Consider the following 17,715-nt stretch of genomic DNA (forward strand, 5'->3'; position numbering starts at 1 on the left):
ATTGGAATAACCCGAACAGACTGGGCGCTTACCGCATCAGCCGGCATCGAAGCCGGTGTATGCCCAGAAATTCGCTGGAGAAATTGCCAGGAGTTGCCGCTCTATGTGGCATCATTTACCGCGAGGAAAAAAGCTGGAAAAGCGAGGAGCGATATCGGCCCCTGGAATTGCTGTCGGTACCCCCGAAGCAGCCCGCCGTATTCCCGGAAGGCTGCTTCATCCGAATGAGCTATCTACCGGCACATCTATTTCCCTCCGCGCCCCGAATTCCTCATATACTTGAAAAACTCGGAGGTCGGTTCCAGTACCATGATATCGTTCTTGTTTTTGAAGATTTCCGTGTAGGCGTCGAGGCTGCGATAAAAGGAATAGAATTCCGGATTCGACTCGTAGGCGCTGGCATAAATACTCGCCGCTTTCGCATCGCCTTCACCCTTTATTTCCTGGGCTTTCCGGTAGGCTTCGGCAAGAACGACCTCGCGCTGGCGATCCGCATCCGCCCGAATCTTCTCGGATTCGGCGGCGCCGGTCGAGCGCAGTTCATTCGCCACACGTTTCCGCTCAGCCTCCATTCTGCGGTAGACGGATTCACTTACTTCCTGCGGCAGGTCCACTCTCTTCAAACGAACGTCTACGACTTCCACTCCGATTTTACGCGCATCCGCATCGGCCTTTTGCCGCATGATTTCCATGATTTTGTCGCGTTCGCCGGATACGACGTCATGTACCGTCCGGTTACCGAATTCATCACGCAAGCTGGAATTGACCGTTTGCGACAGACGCGTCTGGGCGAGCATCTCGTCCCCGCGCACGCTGACATAGTATTGCTTGACGTCCACGATACGCCACTTCACGAACAGATCCACCAGAACGTTCTTTTTTTCGGACGTTATGAAGCGTTCCGGCTCGGCCGTATCCAGCGTCAGAATGCGCGAGTCAAAGTAGCGCACGTTCTGCGCCAGCGGGATTTTGAAATAAAGACCCGGAGATGTCTTTACATCCACCACTTCACCCAACTGGAACAGAATCGCCTGCTGCCGCTGGTCGACTATATACAGTGACGAGCTTGCCACAAGAAACAGGATGATAAGGACAGTCAATAACATTGGAGTATAGTTTTTCACTTATCTTGTCTCCCGTTCGCGGCCACGAAATGCTTCCCGGGTGCGGGTAGCGGCATCGGCCGTAGGTTCCGGCGGCGACGCAAGCTGTGTCTCCGGCACTGTGCCAGAGGAGGAAGAAGGCCCGCTCATCTGTATGAGCTTGTCCAACGGCAGATAAAGAAGGTTATTGCCATTTTTCTGGTCCACGATAACTTTGCTTGTGTTGGAAAGCACCTGCTCCATCATATCCAGATAAAGCCGGTCACGCGTCACACCCGGTGCCTTGCTGTATTCAACGAGAACCTGCTTGAAGCGGCTCGCCTCACCTTCCGAACTCGCAATCACCCGTTGCTTGTACCCCTCAGCCTCTTCGAGGAGGCGGGCCGCATTACCTTTGGCCTTGGGAATCACGTCATTCGCATAGGCCTGGCCTTCGTTTTTCTGCCGTTCCCTATCCTGTCCGGCTTTGACGGCATCATCGAACGCCGCCTGGACCTGTTCGGGCGGTTGGGCGTTCTGCATCGTCACTTTGCTGATGGCGATGCCAATCTTGTAGCGATCAAGGATGTCCTGCATCAGCTCCGTGGCTTTTGCCGCCACTTGTTCACGCCCTTCATAGAGCACGAAGTCCATCTTGCTCTTTCCGATGATTTCCCGTATCGCGGTTTCCGCTGCTTGCAGCACGGCGTTTTCGGGGTCACGATTGGTGAACAGGAAGTCCTCCGGATTTTTCAGGATGTATTGCACGGCGAACTGAATATCAATGATGTTCTCGTCGTCGGTCAACATGAGCGACTCCTTCAGCACCTTGCTCCGGACATTGTTACGATAGCCGATTTCAACAGTCCGCACCTGGCTTACGTTAACGGGTTCAACGACCTCGATAGGATAGGGCAGATGCCAGCGCAAGCCTGCCTGCGTACTCTCCACATATTTTCCGAACCGCAACACGATACCGCGCTGGCCCTCGTTGACGATATAAAATCCGCTTCCTATCCACAACAGCAGAAGCAATCCGGCAAGCAGGCCGGCGCCCCCACTGTATTTTTTGGGACCGGCCGGGGGGGCGCCTTCACCCCCTCCTGAACTGTCGCGCCTTCCTCCACCCTTGCGCTTCAAAAGGTTGTTGAGCTTCTTGTTAAAATTTCGCCACAATTGATCCAGATCGGGTGGACCGGAATTGCCTTTTTTTCTTCCCCACTGAGGATCATTTAATCCCATGATGATTCCTATTTTTTTGTTTAATGGAGCAGACCATCAAACTCTACCGTGAAAAAACCCGAACCAGATTTGTGGAAAGCAAAAATTCCTGCGTTATTCGACATTCAGTGATACCCGCTCGTTATATCCTGGGCTTCCGACTGATTATCGGGCTCTCGTAAAGCCGCGCGCTCCCCGAGTGCTTCGGACAATGCCAGATTGATAAATTCCAGCCCTTCGCCGGTTTTGGCGCTCAATCGAACTTGTACGATTCTACCATACTCGTCCCGCTGGTAACCCGGAGAGCTTGCCGGCAAATCGACCAGATCTGTCTTGTTCAGAACCAGTATTTGTGGAATGCGGTCAGCGCCGATTTCCTTCAGCACCTTGTTGACTTCATCAATCTGTTCACTGCGATTGGAACTGCTGGTATCCACGACGTGGAGCAACAAATCCGCCTGCACCGTTTCTTCCAGTGTCGCCCGGAATGCTGCCACCAGCGTGTGCGGCAAGTCCCGGATAAAGCCTACCGTGTCGGAAAGTACGAGCGGCCCGCGATCCGCAATAAACAACTTGCGGGTGGTGGCATCAAGGGTTGCGAACAACTGGTCAGCAACATAGGTGTGGCCGCGAGTGAGTCTATTGAAAAGAGTGGATTTGCCGGCATTGGTATAACCGACCAACGAAACGGACATCACTTGCGCACGCCGCCTGGCGCGCCGTTGCAGGGCTCTTTGGCGCTCGAACTTGGCGAGCTTTTCTTTCAGCACCTTGACACGTTTTCCGAGCAGGCGGCGATCGGTTTCCAGCTGTGTTTCACCAGGGCCACGCAGGCCGATACCGCCCTTCTGCCGCTCCAGGTGTGTCCAGCCCCGCACCAGCCGCGTGGCCAGATGTTCGAGCTGGGCAAGTTCCACCTGCAACTTGCCTTCGTGGCTCTTTGCGCGCTGCGCGAAAATGTCCAGGATAAGGCTCGTGCGATCGATGACCCGCCGCCTGAGCCGCTGCTCCAGGTTACGCTGCTGGGCAGGCGAAAGATCATGATTGAAAATAACCAGCGAAGCGCCGGTCTGCTCCACCGCGCCCATTATTTCGTCAACTTTCCCGCTACCCGCGAAAGTCGCAGGGTCCGGGCGAAGCCGTTTCCCCAGCACTACAGCGGAAATTGCAAGGCGATCACTGGCGGCCAGTTGCCGTAATTCTTCGAGATTTTCTGCAGAGTCGCTGTCATTTAGATCGAGACTTACCAGAACAGCAGAATCAACAGCGGCGTGAGTGTCGGGCGCGTTCCCACTAGAGGAATCAAGCATCAGATATAGGGGGCGCCTCAAATGGAATGTTGACGGCTCTTGCGGGGACTACCGTAGAAATTGCGTGCTTGTAGACCATCTGGGTGACGGTATTCTTCAACAGCACTACATACTGATCGAATGAATCGATGTGCCCCTGCAGTTTGATTCCGTTTACCAGATAAATCGAAACCGGAATATGTTCCTTCCGCAAGGTATTCAGAAACGGGTCTTGTAACAATTGCCCTTTAGCGCTCATACGTGACTCCGTGTTTTAATTATTCAAAAAATAAACTCTACTTGATTTTGAAGCGTAAATCCATATTCCTGCTGAGGTCCGTTGAAGGCCGAATCGGGCAGGTATAAAGAGTTATAGGTCAGTTTGCGCCTATTTCCAATATAAATATTCCGCCAACTGTCAGGTATCCCATTGCTGCACTCCATCCGGCGCTGCATACAGCCCGGATAGAGTGCAAGCTTGTTTCTCTGCCGCTGAACAGAATCTCCCGTTGATCAATCGAACGGATGAGGTTTGGGTGTATCCTTGCTCGAGGGGGGGAGAATAGGCAAGGTGAGATGGGGTTGTTTGCCGGTCAATGTCTTCAGAAATGCCACGATTTTGGCATTTTCGTCCTTGGTGAAATTACGCCCCAATTGTATCCGGCCCATGGTATTTACCGCGTCTTCCAGGGTTGCCGCGGCCCCGTCATGGAAATAGGGGTAGGTCAATTCCACATTTCGCAATGTAGGCACTTTGAAGAACAGGCGGTCCTCCTCTTTGCCGGTTACGGCAAAACGGCCTTCAGCCTTGCTCTGGGTTTTATAGGGTTCAAGTACGCCCATTTTCTGAAACGATGCCCCGCCTACGGCCGGTCCGTTGTGACAACCTGTGCAGCCCGCGTCCTTGAACAGTTTGTACCCTTCGAGTTCCGTCTTGTTGATGGCGTTCTTGTCGCCTTTGAGCCATTTGTCGAAACGGGAATCCGGCGTTACCAGTGTTTCTTCGAAGGCAGCGATCGCGTCCGTTGCCATGCCTATATCGACCTTGTCCGAACTGTATATCTGCTTGAAGCGCGCCCTGTACTGGGGAATGGATTGCAGCACGCCCACTGCCAATTCATGGCTGAATGCCATTTCCCCCGGATTGGCAATGGGACCGCCCGCCTGATCTTTCAGGTCCTTGGCGCGACCGTCCCAGAATTGGGCCAGACTCAGGCTGGAATTCAATACCGTGGGCGAATTGATCGGACCCTGGTGCCATTTGTGGCCAATGGATGAGGGGAGATTGTCGGATCCCCCCATACTCAGGTTGTGACAGGAGTTGCACGAGATGAAGCCGGATTTGGAAAGACGGGGATCAAAAAAAAGCATTTTGCCCAGTTCCACCTTGTTTTCATTCTTGGGCTTGGCTGCCTCGATCGGTTTTATGGGTTCGTCGGCGGCAGCCGCCTGGGCAGGCGGAGCGACAATCGTTCCAACAGCTAGCAGCGACGTTATTAATGCCCGCAATATCATCGTAATCTCCTAAAAAGCTCGGCTGTAGTGGCGCAGCCGGTTACGCCTACATCGGAAAACTGAGGGCAGGGCTATCCGCCAGCTGGGGATGAACACAACTGTTCGCGAGTATATCCGATAGCCGCAATATCAATATTAAAGGTAGTGTGCGGCAGCTGGCAGCTTTGCTGTCAGCTGCCTGATACGCATCAGTTCCCCTGCGGCGGCAGCGGCACCTGTGGCGGTGGTACTGTAACGAGCGCGTTTTTGCAATGCGATTGCTTATTCAGACTGCTTGGCGGTGCTGCCTGTAAGGGGCCCGCTGGCGGAATAGTCGTATTTTTCATATCCGCTATACCCGAAGGGAACAGGTGGACGATTCAGCAGACGTGCCAGTTCCGTCAGTGCCTGGCGGTAAACCTGGCGTTTAAACTCGACTACCGACTCCAACTCTACCCAGTACTGATTCCACCGCCATGCGTCAAATTCAGGACGTCCGCTGGTGTGGAGCGAAACGTCGCAATCGCTTCCCAGCAAGCGCAGCAGATACCAGATCTGTTTCTGCCCCCGGTAATTTCCTCGCCAGTCGCGTTTAATCCATTGGGCAGGTACATCGTATCGGAGCCAGTCGCGTGTGCGGCCGAGGATTTGCACGTGCCAAGGCCGTAAGCCTACTTCTTCGGTCAATTCACGATACATTGCTTGTTCCGGACTTTCGCCGGGCTTGATACCTCCCTGAGGAAATTGCCAGGAGTCCTGTCTGATGCGCTTGCCCCAAAAAACCTCGTTCTTCGAATTGAGTAGAATGATTCCTACATTTGAGCGATATCCATTACGGTCGATCATATGATTCACCCGTTTGATCCTTCACGATAGGATTAGATTTTTCCACATTTCGTGCCGGATTGAAAGCTGTCGCTGGTCGGGGGGCATCGGGAGGAGTGGCGACTGCATTATTGTTTGAACACTTTGCTTTTCAGATTCCTCATAGCCAACCTGCGCTGCTTTTCAGAGTAAAATCGGAGATTGGACTTGTTATGGACAGAATATGCGAGCATCAGGTTTTTTCATTTCGACACTCAAGGAAGCCCCCGCCGAAGCGGAATTGATCAGCCACAAGCTGATGCTGAGGGCCGGTATCATCCGGCGGCTGGGGAGCGGTCTCTACACGTGGATGCCCCTCGGCTTGAAGGTTCTGCGCAAAGTTGAAAACATCGTGCGGGAGGAAATGGATGCCGCGGGCGCACTGGAACTGCTGATGCCGGCTGTGCAGCCTGCGGAGCTATGGCGGGAAACAGGGCGATGGGACGTCTTTGGTCCCCAGATGTTGAAAATTAGAGACAGACACGAGCGCGATTTCTGTTTTGGTCCAACCCATGAAGAGGTCATAACGGATATTGCACGGCGTGAAATCAAGAGTTACCGGCAGTTACCTCTCAATTTTTATCAGATACAAACCAAATTTCGCGACGAGGTTCGCCCCCGCTTCGGCGTCATGCGCGCGCGCGAGTTCGTGATGAAAGATGCCTATTCGTTCCACACCGATATACCCAGCCTGGAAGAGACCTATCAGGCCATGCATGTGGCCTATTGCCGGATATTCGATCGCCTGGGGCTGAAGTTTCGTCCCGTCAAGGCCGATACGGGTGCGATTGGTGGCAGCAGTTCGCATGAATTTCATGTCCTGGCCGATTCCGGCGAAGACGCCATCGCTTTTTGTTCCGATTCCGATTACGCAGCGAACGTTGAAATGGCCGAGTCGTTGCCGCCAGCAGGACTGCGGGAGGCTGCGGCGGGCGAGATGCAGAAAGTGCGAACAATCGCCCAAAAGACATGCGAAGAGGTTGCTGCCTATCTCAATGTATCCATCGAGCAGACGGTAAAAACGCTGGCGGTCATGGCCAATGGCGGAATGCATCTTTTGCTGCTGCGTGGCGATCATCATCTCAACGAGACAAAAGTTCGAAAGATTCCTTTTCTTTCCGATTTCCGGCTTGCCAGCGAAGAAGAAATTCGCACCGAAACAGGATGTCTTCCCGGGTTTATCGGCCCAGCCGGATTGTCTCTTCCGGTTATCGCAGACCTTACCGTAGCCACCATGAGTAACTTTGTGTGCGGCGCCAACGAAGAGGATTACCATCTCGTCAACGTCAATTTCGGGCGTGATCTGAAAGAGCCGGATCATGTTTTCGATATCCGCAACGTGGTTTCCGGTGACTTGTCGCCGGACGGAAAGGGTAAGCTGGAAATCTGTCGCGGCATAGAAGTCGGCCATATTTTCCAATTGCTCACAAAGTATTCGGAAGCGATGAAAGCCAATTATCTCGATGAATCCGGGCAAGCGCGTCCCATGGAAATGGGCTGCTACGGGATCGGGGTTTCACGTATTGTGGCAGCTGCCATCGAGCAGAACCATGACGAGCGCGGCATTATATTTCCCGCGGCAATGGCGCCATTTCAGGTAGTCATCATTCCGATCGGGTTGAAGAAGAATGCAGAAGTGAGGGCTGAGGCGGAGAAACTATACGCGACGCTTTCCAGTGTCGGCATCGAGGTTCTGCTCGACGACCGGGATGACCGCCCCGGTGTCATGTTCGCCGACATGGAACTGATCGGTATTCCTCACCGGGTTGTCGTCGGCGAGCGGGGCTTGAAGGAAGGAAATGCCGAGTATCGCGGGCGGCGTGACGAAAAATCGGAGGTCGTCCCCCTTCCCGAGATCGCAGATTTTATAAAATCAAAATTAGCCGGGGGTTGACGAGAGAACCTCCTCAGGTTTGCCGGCCTGATGGATGTTCAGCCCGACCGTAGGCCGATCCGAGGAGGGCAAGGCTGAGGGCTGGAGAATTTTGCTCCGCAGAGACTCAACCGATAACATCCCCTAACGTCCTTTTTGCTGCGCTTTTCCAGCAGGCTGGGAATTCGGAATCTTGTTCGAATTCTCATCCATGAATTCTTCCAACGCTTCGCGGGACACAATCCCGATCTTATAAACGGCTGGTTTGCCTTCGGGATCGAAAACATAGGTAGTCGGCAGCATGGAGACCGGGCCGACTTGGCGTGCCAGTTCCTGGTCACCCAACACGATCGGGTAGGTCACTGAAAGCCGTTTCGCATGTTTGAGCACAACGTCCGGGTTGCGATAATCCATCGCCACGCCGATCACCATTATGTCTTTTTTCCGACTTTCATAGAGGGAGACAAGATCAGGAATTTCCTTCAGGCATGGGGGACACCACGTGGCCCAGAAATTTACCAGCACCCATTTTCCCTTGAAATCGGAAAGGGACAGTTTCTTTCCGGTATGATCGGTAAAGGTAAAACCATAGGTTTGTGCAACCGGCACTGCTGAAAGCATGATCCATAAACAGAACCGATAAAGCAGAATACTCAAATGGCATCGTTTCATCTGACGTCGTTTCATTTCTCCAACAACTCCCCCAATCTTTGCTAAGCTGACATTTCTGCGGGTGGTTCCGGTTCCGCGGAAGTAAAAAGTTGCGACAGCGGAAGGCTCATTTTCTCATCGATCCCCACAGCAATATCATCGAGCAGCTGCTCCAGCCGGGTATCCCCCCCTGCCGTACCCCTTAGTGCTTCGGGACGAAACGCAAACAGGCGGTAGACATCCGCAATGCGGATCTCGGCGGGATCCAGTATTTGAACCCATCCTCCTTCCTGAACCTGTCGCACGAAATTGGCTTTCACCATGAGCTCCAGTATCCGCTCCACTTCTTCGGGACTTAGCATCAACTGCTGCTGCAAGCTGAGAGCGGTTTCAACTTTGCCTGCCTTCAACGCCTCTCCAAGTATCCCCAATAAACGCAATGCATCAAAAAACTGCTTACCCCTGGCGTTCGGGTCGTCACGCCACTCCCGGAAACGCCAGCTTGAAAGCGATGCGGCAATAACCGCTCCGAGCAGCACCATCAACCATGAAAGATAAAGCCATAGCAGGAAAATGGGAATGGTCGCAAAGGTGCCGTATACTGCCTGATAAGTCGGAAACCGGGTGATGTAGAACGCAAAGCCTTCCTTCATTATCTCGAACCCTATCGCCGCCGCCACGCCACCCGCTATCGCATGCCGCCATGCCACCTGACGATTCGGCACGATGAGATAGGAAGCCGAAAAGGCAATACTCGTCAGCACGAGCGGACTCAACCGCAAAAGCATGATGTCCCCCCCCGGGATATCACGAGTAAATCCCCTGGAAGCGGTCATGAGCCAGGACGTAAGCGACAGGCTCGCGCCGATCAATAAAGGGCCAATCGTCAGAACGGACCAATATATCAGGAGGCGATGCAGGAGCGGCCGCAGGCGGGATACTCGCCAGATGCTGTTGAGTGCTTCGTCTATTGTAAGCATGAGCGCAAGTGCGGTTACGCCCAGGAAGGCGATGCCTATGGCAGTCAGCTTGGCCGCATTGTCGGCGAATTGCTGCATGTATACGGAGATGACCTTGTTTGCTGCTTCCGGCACCATGGTGGTGAGAATGAATTCCTTTATCCGGTCCGAGAATTCAGCGAATGCGGGAAATGCCGCTATTACCGATAACCCGATCGCGAGCATTGGTACCAACGAAAGCAAGGTGGTGAATGTAAGACTCCCTGCAATCTGGGTGCAGTTGTGCTGGAAAAAGCGCACAAGGACATAGTGCATGAAATCGACGGGACGTATGGATTTCATTACTTTCGCGACAGGTCGTGAGGATTGAGAGAAAAGCTCCACGCGTAGCCCCGCTTTGGAGGCAGGACAGACAGCCCCGGTTTGTCCTGCCGCGTTCTTCAAGATTTCTACACTTGCGGGTGTGCCCGCTCCAGCTTGCTGTGCAGCTTGTTCAGAGCGCTGAGATACGCCTTGGCGGAGGCGACGACAATGTCCGTATCAGCGCCATTACCATTGACGATACGGCCCGACTTCTGCAGCCGGACCGTGACCTCGCCCTGGGAATCAGTGCCACTGGTGATCGCATTGACGGAGTAGAGCTGCAGTTCCACGCCGCTGTTCAGTATCTTTTCGATGGCGCGGAAAGTGGCGTCGACCGGTCCGCTTCCATCCGACTCCGCGCGCGATTCCCTGCCTTCTTCACCGATTACTATACTGGCATGAGGCGTTTCCCCCGTTTCGCTGTGCGCTGTCAGTGACAGGAGCTTGTAGTGCTCCTGCAAGGCGGCGGCGTCATCGGAAACCAGGGCATGCAGGTCTTCATCGAAAATATCATGCTTCTTGTCTGCCAGCTCCTTGAAGCGCATGAAGGTGGCATTAAGAGTTTCTTCCGATTCCAGCTCGATCCCGAGCTCTGCCAAGCGGCTGCGGAAGGCGTTGCGTCCGGAATGCTTGCCCAGCAGCAATTTGTTTGCCCCCCAGCCCACATCCTCCGCTCGCATGATTTCGTATGTTTCGCGGTGTTTCAATACCCCGTCCTGATGTATTCCGGATTCGTGTGCGAATGCGTTTGCGCCCACAATTGCCTTGTTCGGCTGTACCGGAAACCCGGTGATGCCTGAAACCAGCTTGCTTGCGGGCACAATATGGACACTATCGATGCGGGTATCACAAGGAAAGAAATCCTGGCGGGTGCGCACAGCCATGACGACCTCCTCCAGGGAGGCATTGCCCGCGCGCTCGCCCAGTCCGTTTACCGTGCATTCGACCTGGCGTGCTCCGTTCATCACTGCCGATAACGAATTGGCCACTGCCAGTCCAAGATCATTATGGCAGTGCACCGAGAATATGACTTTATCCGAATTGGGAATCCTCTCGCGGAGGGTACGAATGAGTTCCCCGAATTGCTGGGGCATGGTATAGCCCACCGTATCGGGAATATTCACAGTTCCCGCTCCGGCATCGATGACCGCTTCGAGCACGCGGCAAAGAAAGGTGATGTCAGAGCGTCCCGCATCCTCAGGGGAGAATTCGACGTCATCGGTGTATTGACGCGCAAATTTCACCGCTTTCACCGCCTGTTCCACCACCTGATCCGGGGACATGCGCAGTTTCTTTTCCATGTGAATGGGCGAGGTGGCGATAAAGGTGTGGATGCGCGCCGAGTTGGCTCCCCGCAATGCTTCGCCTGCACGCCTGATATCGCCTTCGATTGCGCGTGCAAGACCGCATATGGTACTGCCCTTGATCGCAGCGGCTACGGCTTTTACCGCTTCGAAATCGCCATTCGAGGCAGCTGGAAAACCCGCTTCAATGACATCAACCCGCATTCGTTCGAGTTGCCGGGCGATCCGCACTTTCTCCTCCCTCGTCATGGAGGCACCCGGGCTTTGCTCGCCGTCACGCAAGGTGGTATCAAAAATGATGAGATGGTCTTTCAATTGTTTCTCCGTTTTTCAGAAAGAATACTCGAACTCTGATAGGGAATCCAGAAACGGATTCCATCGATAAAAACTGGTAAAGACTTGAGGGAGATCGGTAATTAGCGCGCGAGGCGCAGCAGTGGTCTTGCGAGAAGCTGCAGGCGGGGATGAAGGCAGAATGGAATGAACTGAACGAAGTTTGCGAAGTGCATGTCCCAAATATAAAGGGTTTCCGGAACGCGTGCAATAGCGAAATTGAATGCTATATTGAAACTGACCGATATTGAAACTGACCGGTTGACTCTCCAGGAAGGGCTCCTCAAGAATTTTCGATGCTTCTCAATGGGTAAGAACTTTGCCGGAAGCGGGAATTTTGGTTACGACCGGCTCGCGGCGGGTCTTGTGATTGCGCTTGCCATGGGCGCATGCAATCCGACAGAACAAGGACATATAAAGGAGGTCACGGGCCACTTGCCGGATTTGAGTTTTTCACTCAGCTCCGATGAGGGGCAGCCGGTTACAGCCAAAACATATGAGGGAAAAGTATTGCTCATGTATTTTGGATTTACACATTGCCGGGAAGAGTGTCCGATTTCCATGGCGCGTCTTACGCGGGTAATGCATCTCCTCGGGGAAGACGCAAAGCGGACGCATATCCTCTTTGTAACCGTGGACCCGACGCGGGACGGTCCCAGGGAATTGCGTCGCTATCTGGCGCAATTCAATCTCGCGCAGGCGACGGGATTGACCGGTACTGCGGATGAAATCGGGGAGCTTGCAAAACGATGCCGCAACGCATTCCGGCCGCATTTTCCCCCTGGCGGAGATGGCGGCCTCATGCATGGCGATGCGGTCTATATATTTGACGCCCAGGGCCATGCCCGCCTACTGGCAACATCCGCCGATCCTGAAGAGACTCTGGCGGAAGATCTGCGGGATTTGCTTCCTTCCTGAAAACTTCTCCGGGTAGTGACGGACATCAATTGTAATGGAATGGTTTTACTGGCTGGTGCCTTGGGAAGAGTCTATTCTGGTGGTTGCCGCCGCTGGGAGCGCCGCTCTTTTCTTTCCGAGAGGCTGCGCCTCGGTTCGCCCGTCGCTTCATCGCAAATTGTGCTTCTGGGGTGGATTAAGCCTGGCATATCTCGTTTCTCACACTCAGCTCGATTATTACTCCGAGCATCAGTTTTTCATTCACCGGCTTCAGCATCTTGCATTGCATCATCTCGGACCTTTTCTGATTGTATTGAGCAGGCCATGCCCGGTTCTTCTTGCGGGCATGCCGTCAAGGATGAGGCGGGCATTTCGTCTGATGGCGGGATGGAATTCCATTCGATATCCCGCTCAGGCTTTGTGCAATCCGGTCGTTGCAGTCGTACTGTTCAGCATGCTCATCGGATTCTGGTTGCTGCCTTCGATTCATTTTATGGCGATGATCGATTGGCGTCTCTATCGTCTGATGAACTGGAGCGTGTTTCTCAGCGGATTGGTTTTCTGGGGACTGGTCTTGACTCCGGGCCCGGTGTTTGCCGTCAAGCTGTCCCCTGGCTCTCGCATTGGTATGATGCTTGCCATAATTCCGCCTCAAATCGTCATCGGCGCCATCATTTTCTTTACTGCTCATGAGTTGTATCCGATCTACACCATTTGCGGACGTGCTATTGGCGGAATCAACGCCCTTGCCGATCAACAGATCGGGGGCATCATTCTGTGGATACACGGTGCGATGATGAGCGCAGTCGGGATTCTGGTGGTCATCCTGAGGGAATTGATGCTTGCAGAATATCCGGAAGCCGGACAGAAAGTGGCATGAACCTTTGCTTTCCTTTTCTTTCCCGTTCCGGACGGGTAGAAACAAAATTTTTTGCAATTATTCGTTCAGCGCTTCACGCATCAAATACACATCGCGAGTGGTCACAGGCGGAGCCTTGTTGCCCCAGCTGTTACGGATGAACGTAAGCACTTCAGCGATTTCCCGGTCAGTAAATCTTTCGGCATAGCCTGGCATTTTCTCCGGTTTCGGTCCCGTCTTTGTCCGCGGGCCTTTTCCTCCTTCCAGCATGAGCCGGATCAGGGAAGAGGCATTCTCCGAAAGCACGATCGAACTTCCGGATAGGGGAGGAAACTTTGGCGGCTTGCCACTTCCCTCGTTCCGATGACATTTGGCGCAGAAGCCACTATATATTCCCGCGCCGGGTTTCTCGGATCGGCTCATTCCGGCGGGAATGACAGCTGGCGTTCTGCGAGGGTTATACGATGACTTTTCTCCGGTGGCAGGAAGCGACTTGAGGTAATGGGCGACCGCGTCGAGATCCTCCTGGCGCAAGTACTGGGTGCTGTTTTCAATGACAGCGACCATGCTGCCAAATGCAGCGGTATGGCCACTATGGCCAGTCTTGAGAAACGCCGCAATCTCCTCTTCCGTCCATCTGCCCAGACCCGCTGCGGTGTTTCCGGTCAACTCCGGAGCAAACCAGTTATCTATCAGGGCACCGGTCAAATAGTCGGATGAGGTTTCCGAATAGGCCTTTTCCTGATAGGCCAAACCGCGGGGGGTATGACAGGCACCGCAGTGACCGAGCGCCTGCACCAGGTACGCACCGCGATTCCATTTTTCACCCCGATCAGCCCGGGGTTCGAACCGCTTGTGTTCAACAAAGGCAAGATCCCAGAACTTGAGGGTCCAGCGCTGATTGAAGGGGAATGGCAGGCGAGTCTGCGAGGGCGTGTGCCGCACCGGTTTCACCCCGTGCATGAAGTAGGCATATAACGCGCGCGCATCTTCATCCGACATTGCCGTGAATGACGGGTAAGGCATGGCTGGGTACAACCATTTACCGTCCTTCCTGATGCCGCCGCGCACAGCCCGGCTGAAATCCTCATAGCTGTAGCGGCCGATGCCGGTTTCCGGGTCAGGCGTAATATTGGTCGAATAAATGGTACCGAAGGGTGAATTGATCGCCAGCCCGCCCCCAAAAGCCGGATGCGCGGCTCCTGCCGTGTGACATCCGGTGCAGTCTGCGATAGTGGCGAGATAGGCGCCGCGTGTAACCAGTGCATCGAATGCGCTCTCATCCTTCCCGGCAGCCTCTGCGGCATGACCCGCAGCGGCAGTCGCAATGGACACCTGAGTGTCCGTCACGATTGCACCCATGGCAAGCAGGACAGCACTCAGAAGAATTCGAGTTTCTTTGCCCATCCGGATGATCCAGTCGGAAACCGTTCTGCGCGACTTCATGTGCTTCAGATCCAGGCGCTGCATGATCGGATCGAAAGCACGGCGAAAGTGTTGAACAGGATCGCAACGATGAACACAAAGCTTGACATCATCCCCAGCATCGCCAGAAATCGCGCCTGCCCTTCATCTTTCTGAATGGGAAGCTGTTTATTCGACGCGTCTTCGGAGTAGCGGGCGAGGCTTCGCCAGGAGGCAAGAGCGATATAGCCGGAGATTAGAGCGGCGGCCAGGCAGGCAAAGCCTATTGTTGCCAGTATTGCCGTCAATCCGGGCCAAAGGGGGGCAGGAAGCGGAAACTGATGCGGATAGCAGGCATAGGCGGCGATCGGCGGGGTCAACGCCATTTGCGTTACCCAAGCGCCAGGTGCGCCGAAGAGCGCAAGCAATGTCCTGACCCGTGGCGGAGAATGAAGGAAGTGATGTTCTGTGGAAACAGTTTGTCTTGCATCCATTTGAAGATCATCCGCGCTGGAGATAAGGGGACAAATACAAGGCGGAGAAAACGAACAGCCAGACGACATCGACAAAATGCCAGTAAACCCCGCCGATGGTGATTGCAACATGGCGCTTGTGGTCAAAATAACCCATCATGGTCCAGGCGAGCAGGAGCAAAAGCACTCCCAGCCCGATAATCACATGGCACAAGTGAAAGCCGGTGATCGTAAAGTAGAGTGATCCGTACAGGTCGGAGTTGATGCTGAATGTCTTGTTTTTCCACTCCAGAAGCTGTATCGCGACAAAGGCGCTACCCAAAGCAATCGCGGCGATAAATCCGAAAATGCTGGATCGTACTCCACCTTGCCGGATGCGCCGTTCTCCCGCCCAGAAAGCAGCGCTGCTGGCAAGCAGGATGATGGTATTGATGCCTGGAATGAGCAGGCCCGGCAATCCGGTCGGGGGCCAGTCCTGTCCTGTTTGTGCCGCGAGGTAGAAGTAGGTGAACAGCAGGTATCCGAACAGGGAAGCCTCGGTCACGATGAGCGCGATCACTCCCCACCATCCGCCGGAGAGCTTACCAGCGCTTCCCACCGGCAAAGGGGTGACAACGGGGGCAGTCCCGCTCACGGGCCTTTTCCTCCTCTTCGGGCAGAGGCTGGGTCGTGCCTGGCAGTACGCTGACCCAGGTTCCTGCGCGGCCACATCCAGACACTCAACGCGGCACAGCTTAAGGCCGCCATCAATGCAGTGAATGTCCATGAATGCAGCAACAGGCCGACGAATAGCAACGAGACGAACAAACCGACAAGGAAAGGGGTATAGGAATCCTCCGGCATTTTGAGGATGACAACCGGCTTTGCATCGATGGGCGAGGTGCCGAGTGTTTCCCGGCCCCGCATCAGCAGGTAACCTTCTTCCAATCTAGTCCGGGTATGTTCTTTTTCTCCTTCGATCCGCCCCTCCCATAACGGGTGCCGGCTGGCGATCGTAGGAATAGTCGCAAAGTTATAAGCGGGCGGCGGGGAAGATACTGCCCATTCCAGGGTCGGCGCATCCCACGGATTGGCGCCCGCCCGGGTTCCACGTTTCAGGCTGAGGACGACATTGACGAGGAAGATCAGCACGCCAACGGCGAATATGAAGGATCCGACAGTCGTAATCAGGTTGACTTCGTCCCATCCCATGCGGGAAGGATAGGTATAAATGCGGCGCGGCATCCCGAGCAGTCCAGCGATATGCATTGGAAAGAATCCGGCGTTGAATCCGATAAACATGGTCCAGAAACTCCACTTGCCCAGTTTTTCACTCATCATGCGCCCGGTGAATTTGGGAAACCAGTAATAGATCGCTCCTACCACCGGAAACACGTTGATCCCAAGCAGGACATAATGCAGGTGCGCCACGATGAAGTAGGTTTCGTTAAGCTGCCAGTCGAGCGGCACCGCGGCTGTCATTACTCCCGACATGCCGCCGATGATGAACAGCGCGACGAAACCGGCAAAAAACAGAAAAGGGGTCTTGAATACGGGTTTTCCCAGCCAGATGGTCGCAATCCAGGCGAAGACGGCGACCGCGCTGGGAATGGAGATGACCATGCTGGCGGCGCCGAAAATCGACAGAGCCACTGTCGGCAGACCGGTGGCGAACATATGATGGACCCACACCCCGAAACCGAGCAGCATGGTTGCCATGGTAGCTAGCGCCACTGCCGTGTAACCCACGAGCGGCCGGCGACAGAATGTAGGCAGGGCATCGGAAACGATGCCCATTGCCGGAAGCACGACGACATAGACCCAGGGATGGCCGAAAATCCAGAACAAGTGCTGCCAAAGCAATGGCTGACCGTTATTTGCGACATCAAAAAAATGCGCGCCTATCTGGCGATCAAGCCACAACAGAAAGAACGCGAGGCTGACGGCGGGGATTGCGAACAGGTTGGCCACGGACGCGGTGAGCGTTCCCCACACCAGGATGGGAACGCGGTTTATGGTCATGCCCGGCGCCCGCATCCTGAACAGCGTAACCACGAAATTAACCGACCCTACCGTTGTGGAAATTCCGAGCAACACCATGCCGAGCGCAAAGACGTCGATATTGGGTCCGGTGTTGTATACCGGGCCCGAGAAAGGCACATAATTGAACCAGCCCGCATTCGGCGCCTGCCCCAGAGGGAAGCTGATGTACATGAAGAGGCCGGCGAACAGAAAAATCCAGTAGGAGAGTGCATTGAGGCGCGGAAAGGCCATATCCCTGGAACCGAGCAAAAGCGGCCAGAGGTAGTTGGAGAAACCGGACAGAACCGGCAATGCATAGAGGAAAATCATGGTCACGCCATGCATCGTGAAAAGCTGGTTGTATTGCTCCGGTGTCAGAAACGCCATATCCGGCCCGGCAAGCTGGATGCGCAGGAACAGCGCTTCGATTCCGCCGATCACGAGGAAAAGAAAGGCCGTGACGAGATATCGTACTCCGATCGTTTTATGGTCTACTGTGGAGAGCCATCCGCGCCAACCTGGCGCCGTCTCCCAGATCTTCTCCAGACGCGCTTCGATTGGGGACCCCGCGGGAATACGTCCCACTTCCGGGATCCGTTCGAGAGGGGGGTCGATGCGATGCCGGGTGGCGTCGATAGCAGCCATACT

At 54.5% G+C, this 17,715-nt stretch carries 16 protein-coding genes; 3 read left to right on the forward strand and 13 right to left on the reverse strand.

From position 1 onward, the window contains the following. Positions 1-245: 245 nt before the first annotated feature. The 6 genes from hflC to NMUL_RS02350 form a co-directional block, all read right to left on the reverse strand. Positions 246-1,124: a protease modulator HflC gene (gene hflC, locus NMUL_RS02325; RefSeq protein WP_011379806.1), complete on the reverse strand. Its 879-nt coding sequence runs from the start codon at positions 1,122-1,124 to the stop codon at positions 246-248. Further along, on the reverse strand, positions 1,125-2,324 hold the full coding sequence (hflK, locus tag NMUL_RS02330; protein ID WP_011379807.1) for an FtsH protease activity modulator HflK: 1,200 nt from the start codon (positions 2,322-2,324) through the stop codon (positions 1,125-1,127). A 104-nt stretch (positions 2,325-2,428) separates the two neighbouring features. Then, positions 2,429-3,613 (reverse strand): GTPase HflX, encoded by a 1,185-nt coding sequence (gene hflX / locus NMUL_RS02335; protein ID WP_011379808.1) that lies wholly within the window; start codon positions 3,611-3,613, stop codon positions 2,429-2,431. Further along, on the reverse strand, positions 3,606-3,851 hold the full coding sequence (hfq, locus tag NMUL_RS02340; protein WP_011379809.1) for an RNA chaperone Hfq: 246 nt from the start codon (positions 3,849-3,851) through the stop codon (positions 3,606-3,608). Before hfq ends, hflX begins: the two co-directional genes overlap by 8 nt. Positions 3,852-4,105: 254 nt before the next feature. Continuing rightward, the gene (locus NMUL_RS02345) at positions 4,106-5,107 is read right to left on the reverse strand and encodes a cytochrome-c peroxidase (RefSeq protein WP_011379810.1); all 1,002 of its coding nucleotides are present in this window, start codon (positions 5,105-5,107) and stop codon (positions 4,106-4,108) included. A 261-nt stretch (positions 5,108-5,368) separates the two neighbouring features. After that, positions 5,369-5,932: an RNA pyrophosphohydrolase gene (locus NMUL_RS02350; protein WP_011379811.1), complete on the reverse strand. Its 564-nt coding sequence runs from the start codon at positions 5,930-5,932 to the stop codon at positions 5,369-5,371. A 202-nt stretch (positions 5,933-6,134) separates the two neighbouring features. Here NMUL_RS02350 and NMUL_RS02355 point away from each other — a divergent pair, with 202 nt between their 5' ends. Continuing rightward, positions 6,135-7,844, forward strand: coding sequence for a proline--tRNA ligase (locus NMUL_RS02355; protein WP_011379812.1), 1,710 nt, complete (start codon positions 6,135-6,137; stop codon positions 7,842-7,844). Positions 7,845-7,967: 123 nt separating this feature from the next. Here NMUL_RS02355 and NMUL_RS02360 read toward each other — a convergent pair whose 3' ends face one another. The 3 genes from NMUL_RS02360 to NMUL_RS02370 all read right to left on the reverse strand — a co-directional run bounded on the left by NMUL_RS02360 (position 7,968) and on the right by NMUL_RS02370 (position 11,415). After that, a complete protein-coding gene (locus NMUL_RS02360) occupies positions 7,968-8,510 on the reverse strand; it encodes a TlpA family protein disulfide reductase (RefSeq protein ID WP_011379813.1) in 543 nt (180 codons plus the stop codon). A gap of 26 nt (positions 8,511-8,536) precedes the next feature. Next, positions 8,537-9,775 (reverse strand): YihY family inner membrane protein, encoded by a 1,239-nt coding sequence (locus NMUL_RS02365; protein ID WP_074771890.1) that lies wholly within the window; start codon positions 9,773-9,775, stop codon positions 8,537-8,539. A gap of 107 nt (positions 9,776-9,882) precedes the next feature. Continuing rightward, complete coding sequence (locus tag NMUL_RS02370) at positions 9,883-11,415, reverse strand: 2-isopropylmalate synthase (protein ID WP_011379815.1); 1,533 nt, start codon at positions 11,413-11,415, stop codon at positions 9,883-9,885. A 324-nt stretch (positions 11,416-11,739) separates the two neighbouring features. On the opposite strand from NMUL_RS02370, the gene NMUL_RS02375 reads away from it, so the two are divergent. Next, entirely contained in the window at positions 11,740-12,351 is a 612-nt protein-coding gene (locus NMUL_RS02375) for an SCO family protein (protein ID WP_011379816.1), read from the forward strand. A 34-nt stretch (positions 12,352-12,385) separates the two neighbouring features. Then, positions 12,386-13,210: a cytochrome c oxidase assembly protein gene (locus NMUL_RS02380; RefSeq protein ID WP_011379817.1), complete on the forward strand. Its 825-nt coding sequence runs from the start codon at positions 12,386-12,388 to the stop codon at positions 13,208-13,210. 57 nt (positions 13,211-13,267) lie between these two features. On the opposite strand, the gene NMUL_RS02385 is transcribed toward NMUL_RS02380, so the two are convergent. From NMUL_RS02385 to ctaD, 4 genes are read right to left on the reverse strand one after another with little or no spacing between them, the layout of a single operon-like run. Further along, positions 13,268-14,659, reverse strand: a complete 1,392-nt coding sequence (locus tag NMUL_RS02385; RefSeq protein ID WP_011379818.1) for a c-type cytochrome — start codon at positions 14,657-14,659, stop codon at positions 13,268-13,270. Beyond that, complete coding sequence (locus NMUL_RS02390) at positions 14,641-15,087, reverse strand: hypothetical protein (protein WP_011379819.1); 447 nt, start codon at positions 15,085-15,087, stop codon at positions 14,641-14,643. Before NMUL_RS02390 ends, NMUL_RS02385 begins: the two co-directional genes overlap by 19 nt. 7 nt (positions 15,088-15,094) lie before the next feature. Next, positions 15,095-15,700 carry a cytochrome c oxidase subunit 3 gene (locus tag NMUL_RS02395; protein WP_011379820.1) on the reverse strand — a complete coding sequence of 202 codons (606 nt, stop codon included), beginning with the start codon at positions 15,698-15,700 and terminating at the stop codon, positions 15,095-15,097. After that, complete coding sequence (gene ctaD, locus NMUL_RS02400) at positions 15,697-17,712, reverse strand: cytochrome c oxidase subunit I (RefSeq protein WP_011379821.1); 2,016 nt, start codon at positions 17,710-17,712, stop codon at positions 15,697-15,699. The genes NMUL_RS02395 and ctaD overlap by 4 nt, the downstream gene beginning before the upstream one ends. Between the last annotated feature and the right edge of the window lie 3 nt (positions 17,713-17,715).

The sequence above is a fragment of the Nitrosospira multiformis ATCC 25196 genome (assembly GCF_000196355.1).
In the GTDB taxonomy this organism is placed as follows: domain Bacteria; phylum Pseudomonadota; class Gammaproteobacteria; order Burkholderiales; family Nitrosomonadaceae; genus Nitrosospira; species Nitrosospira multiformis.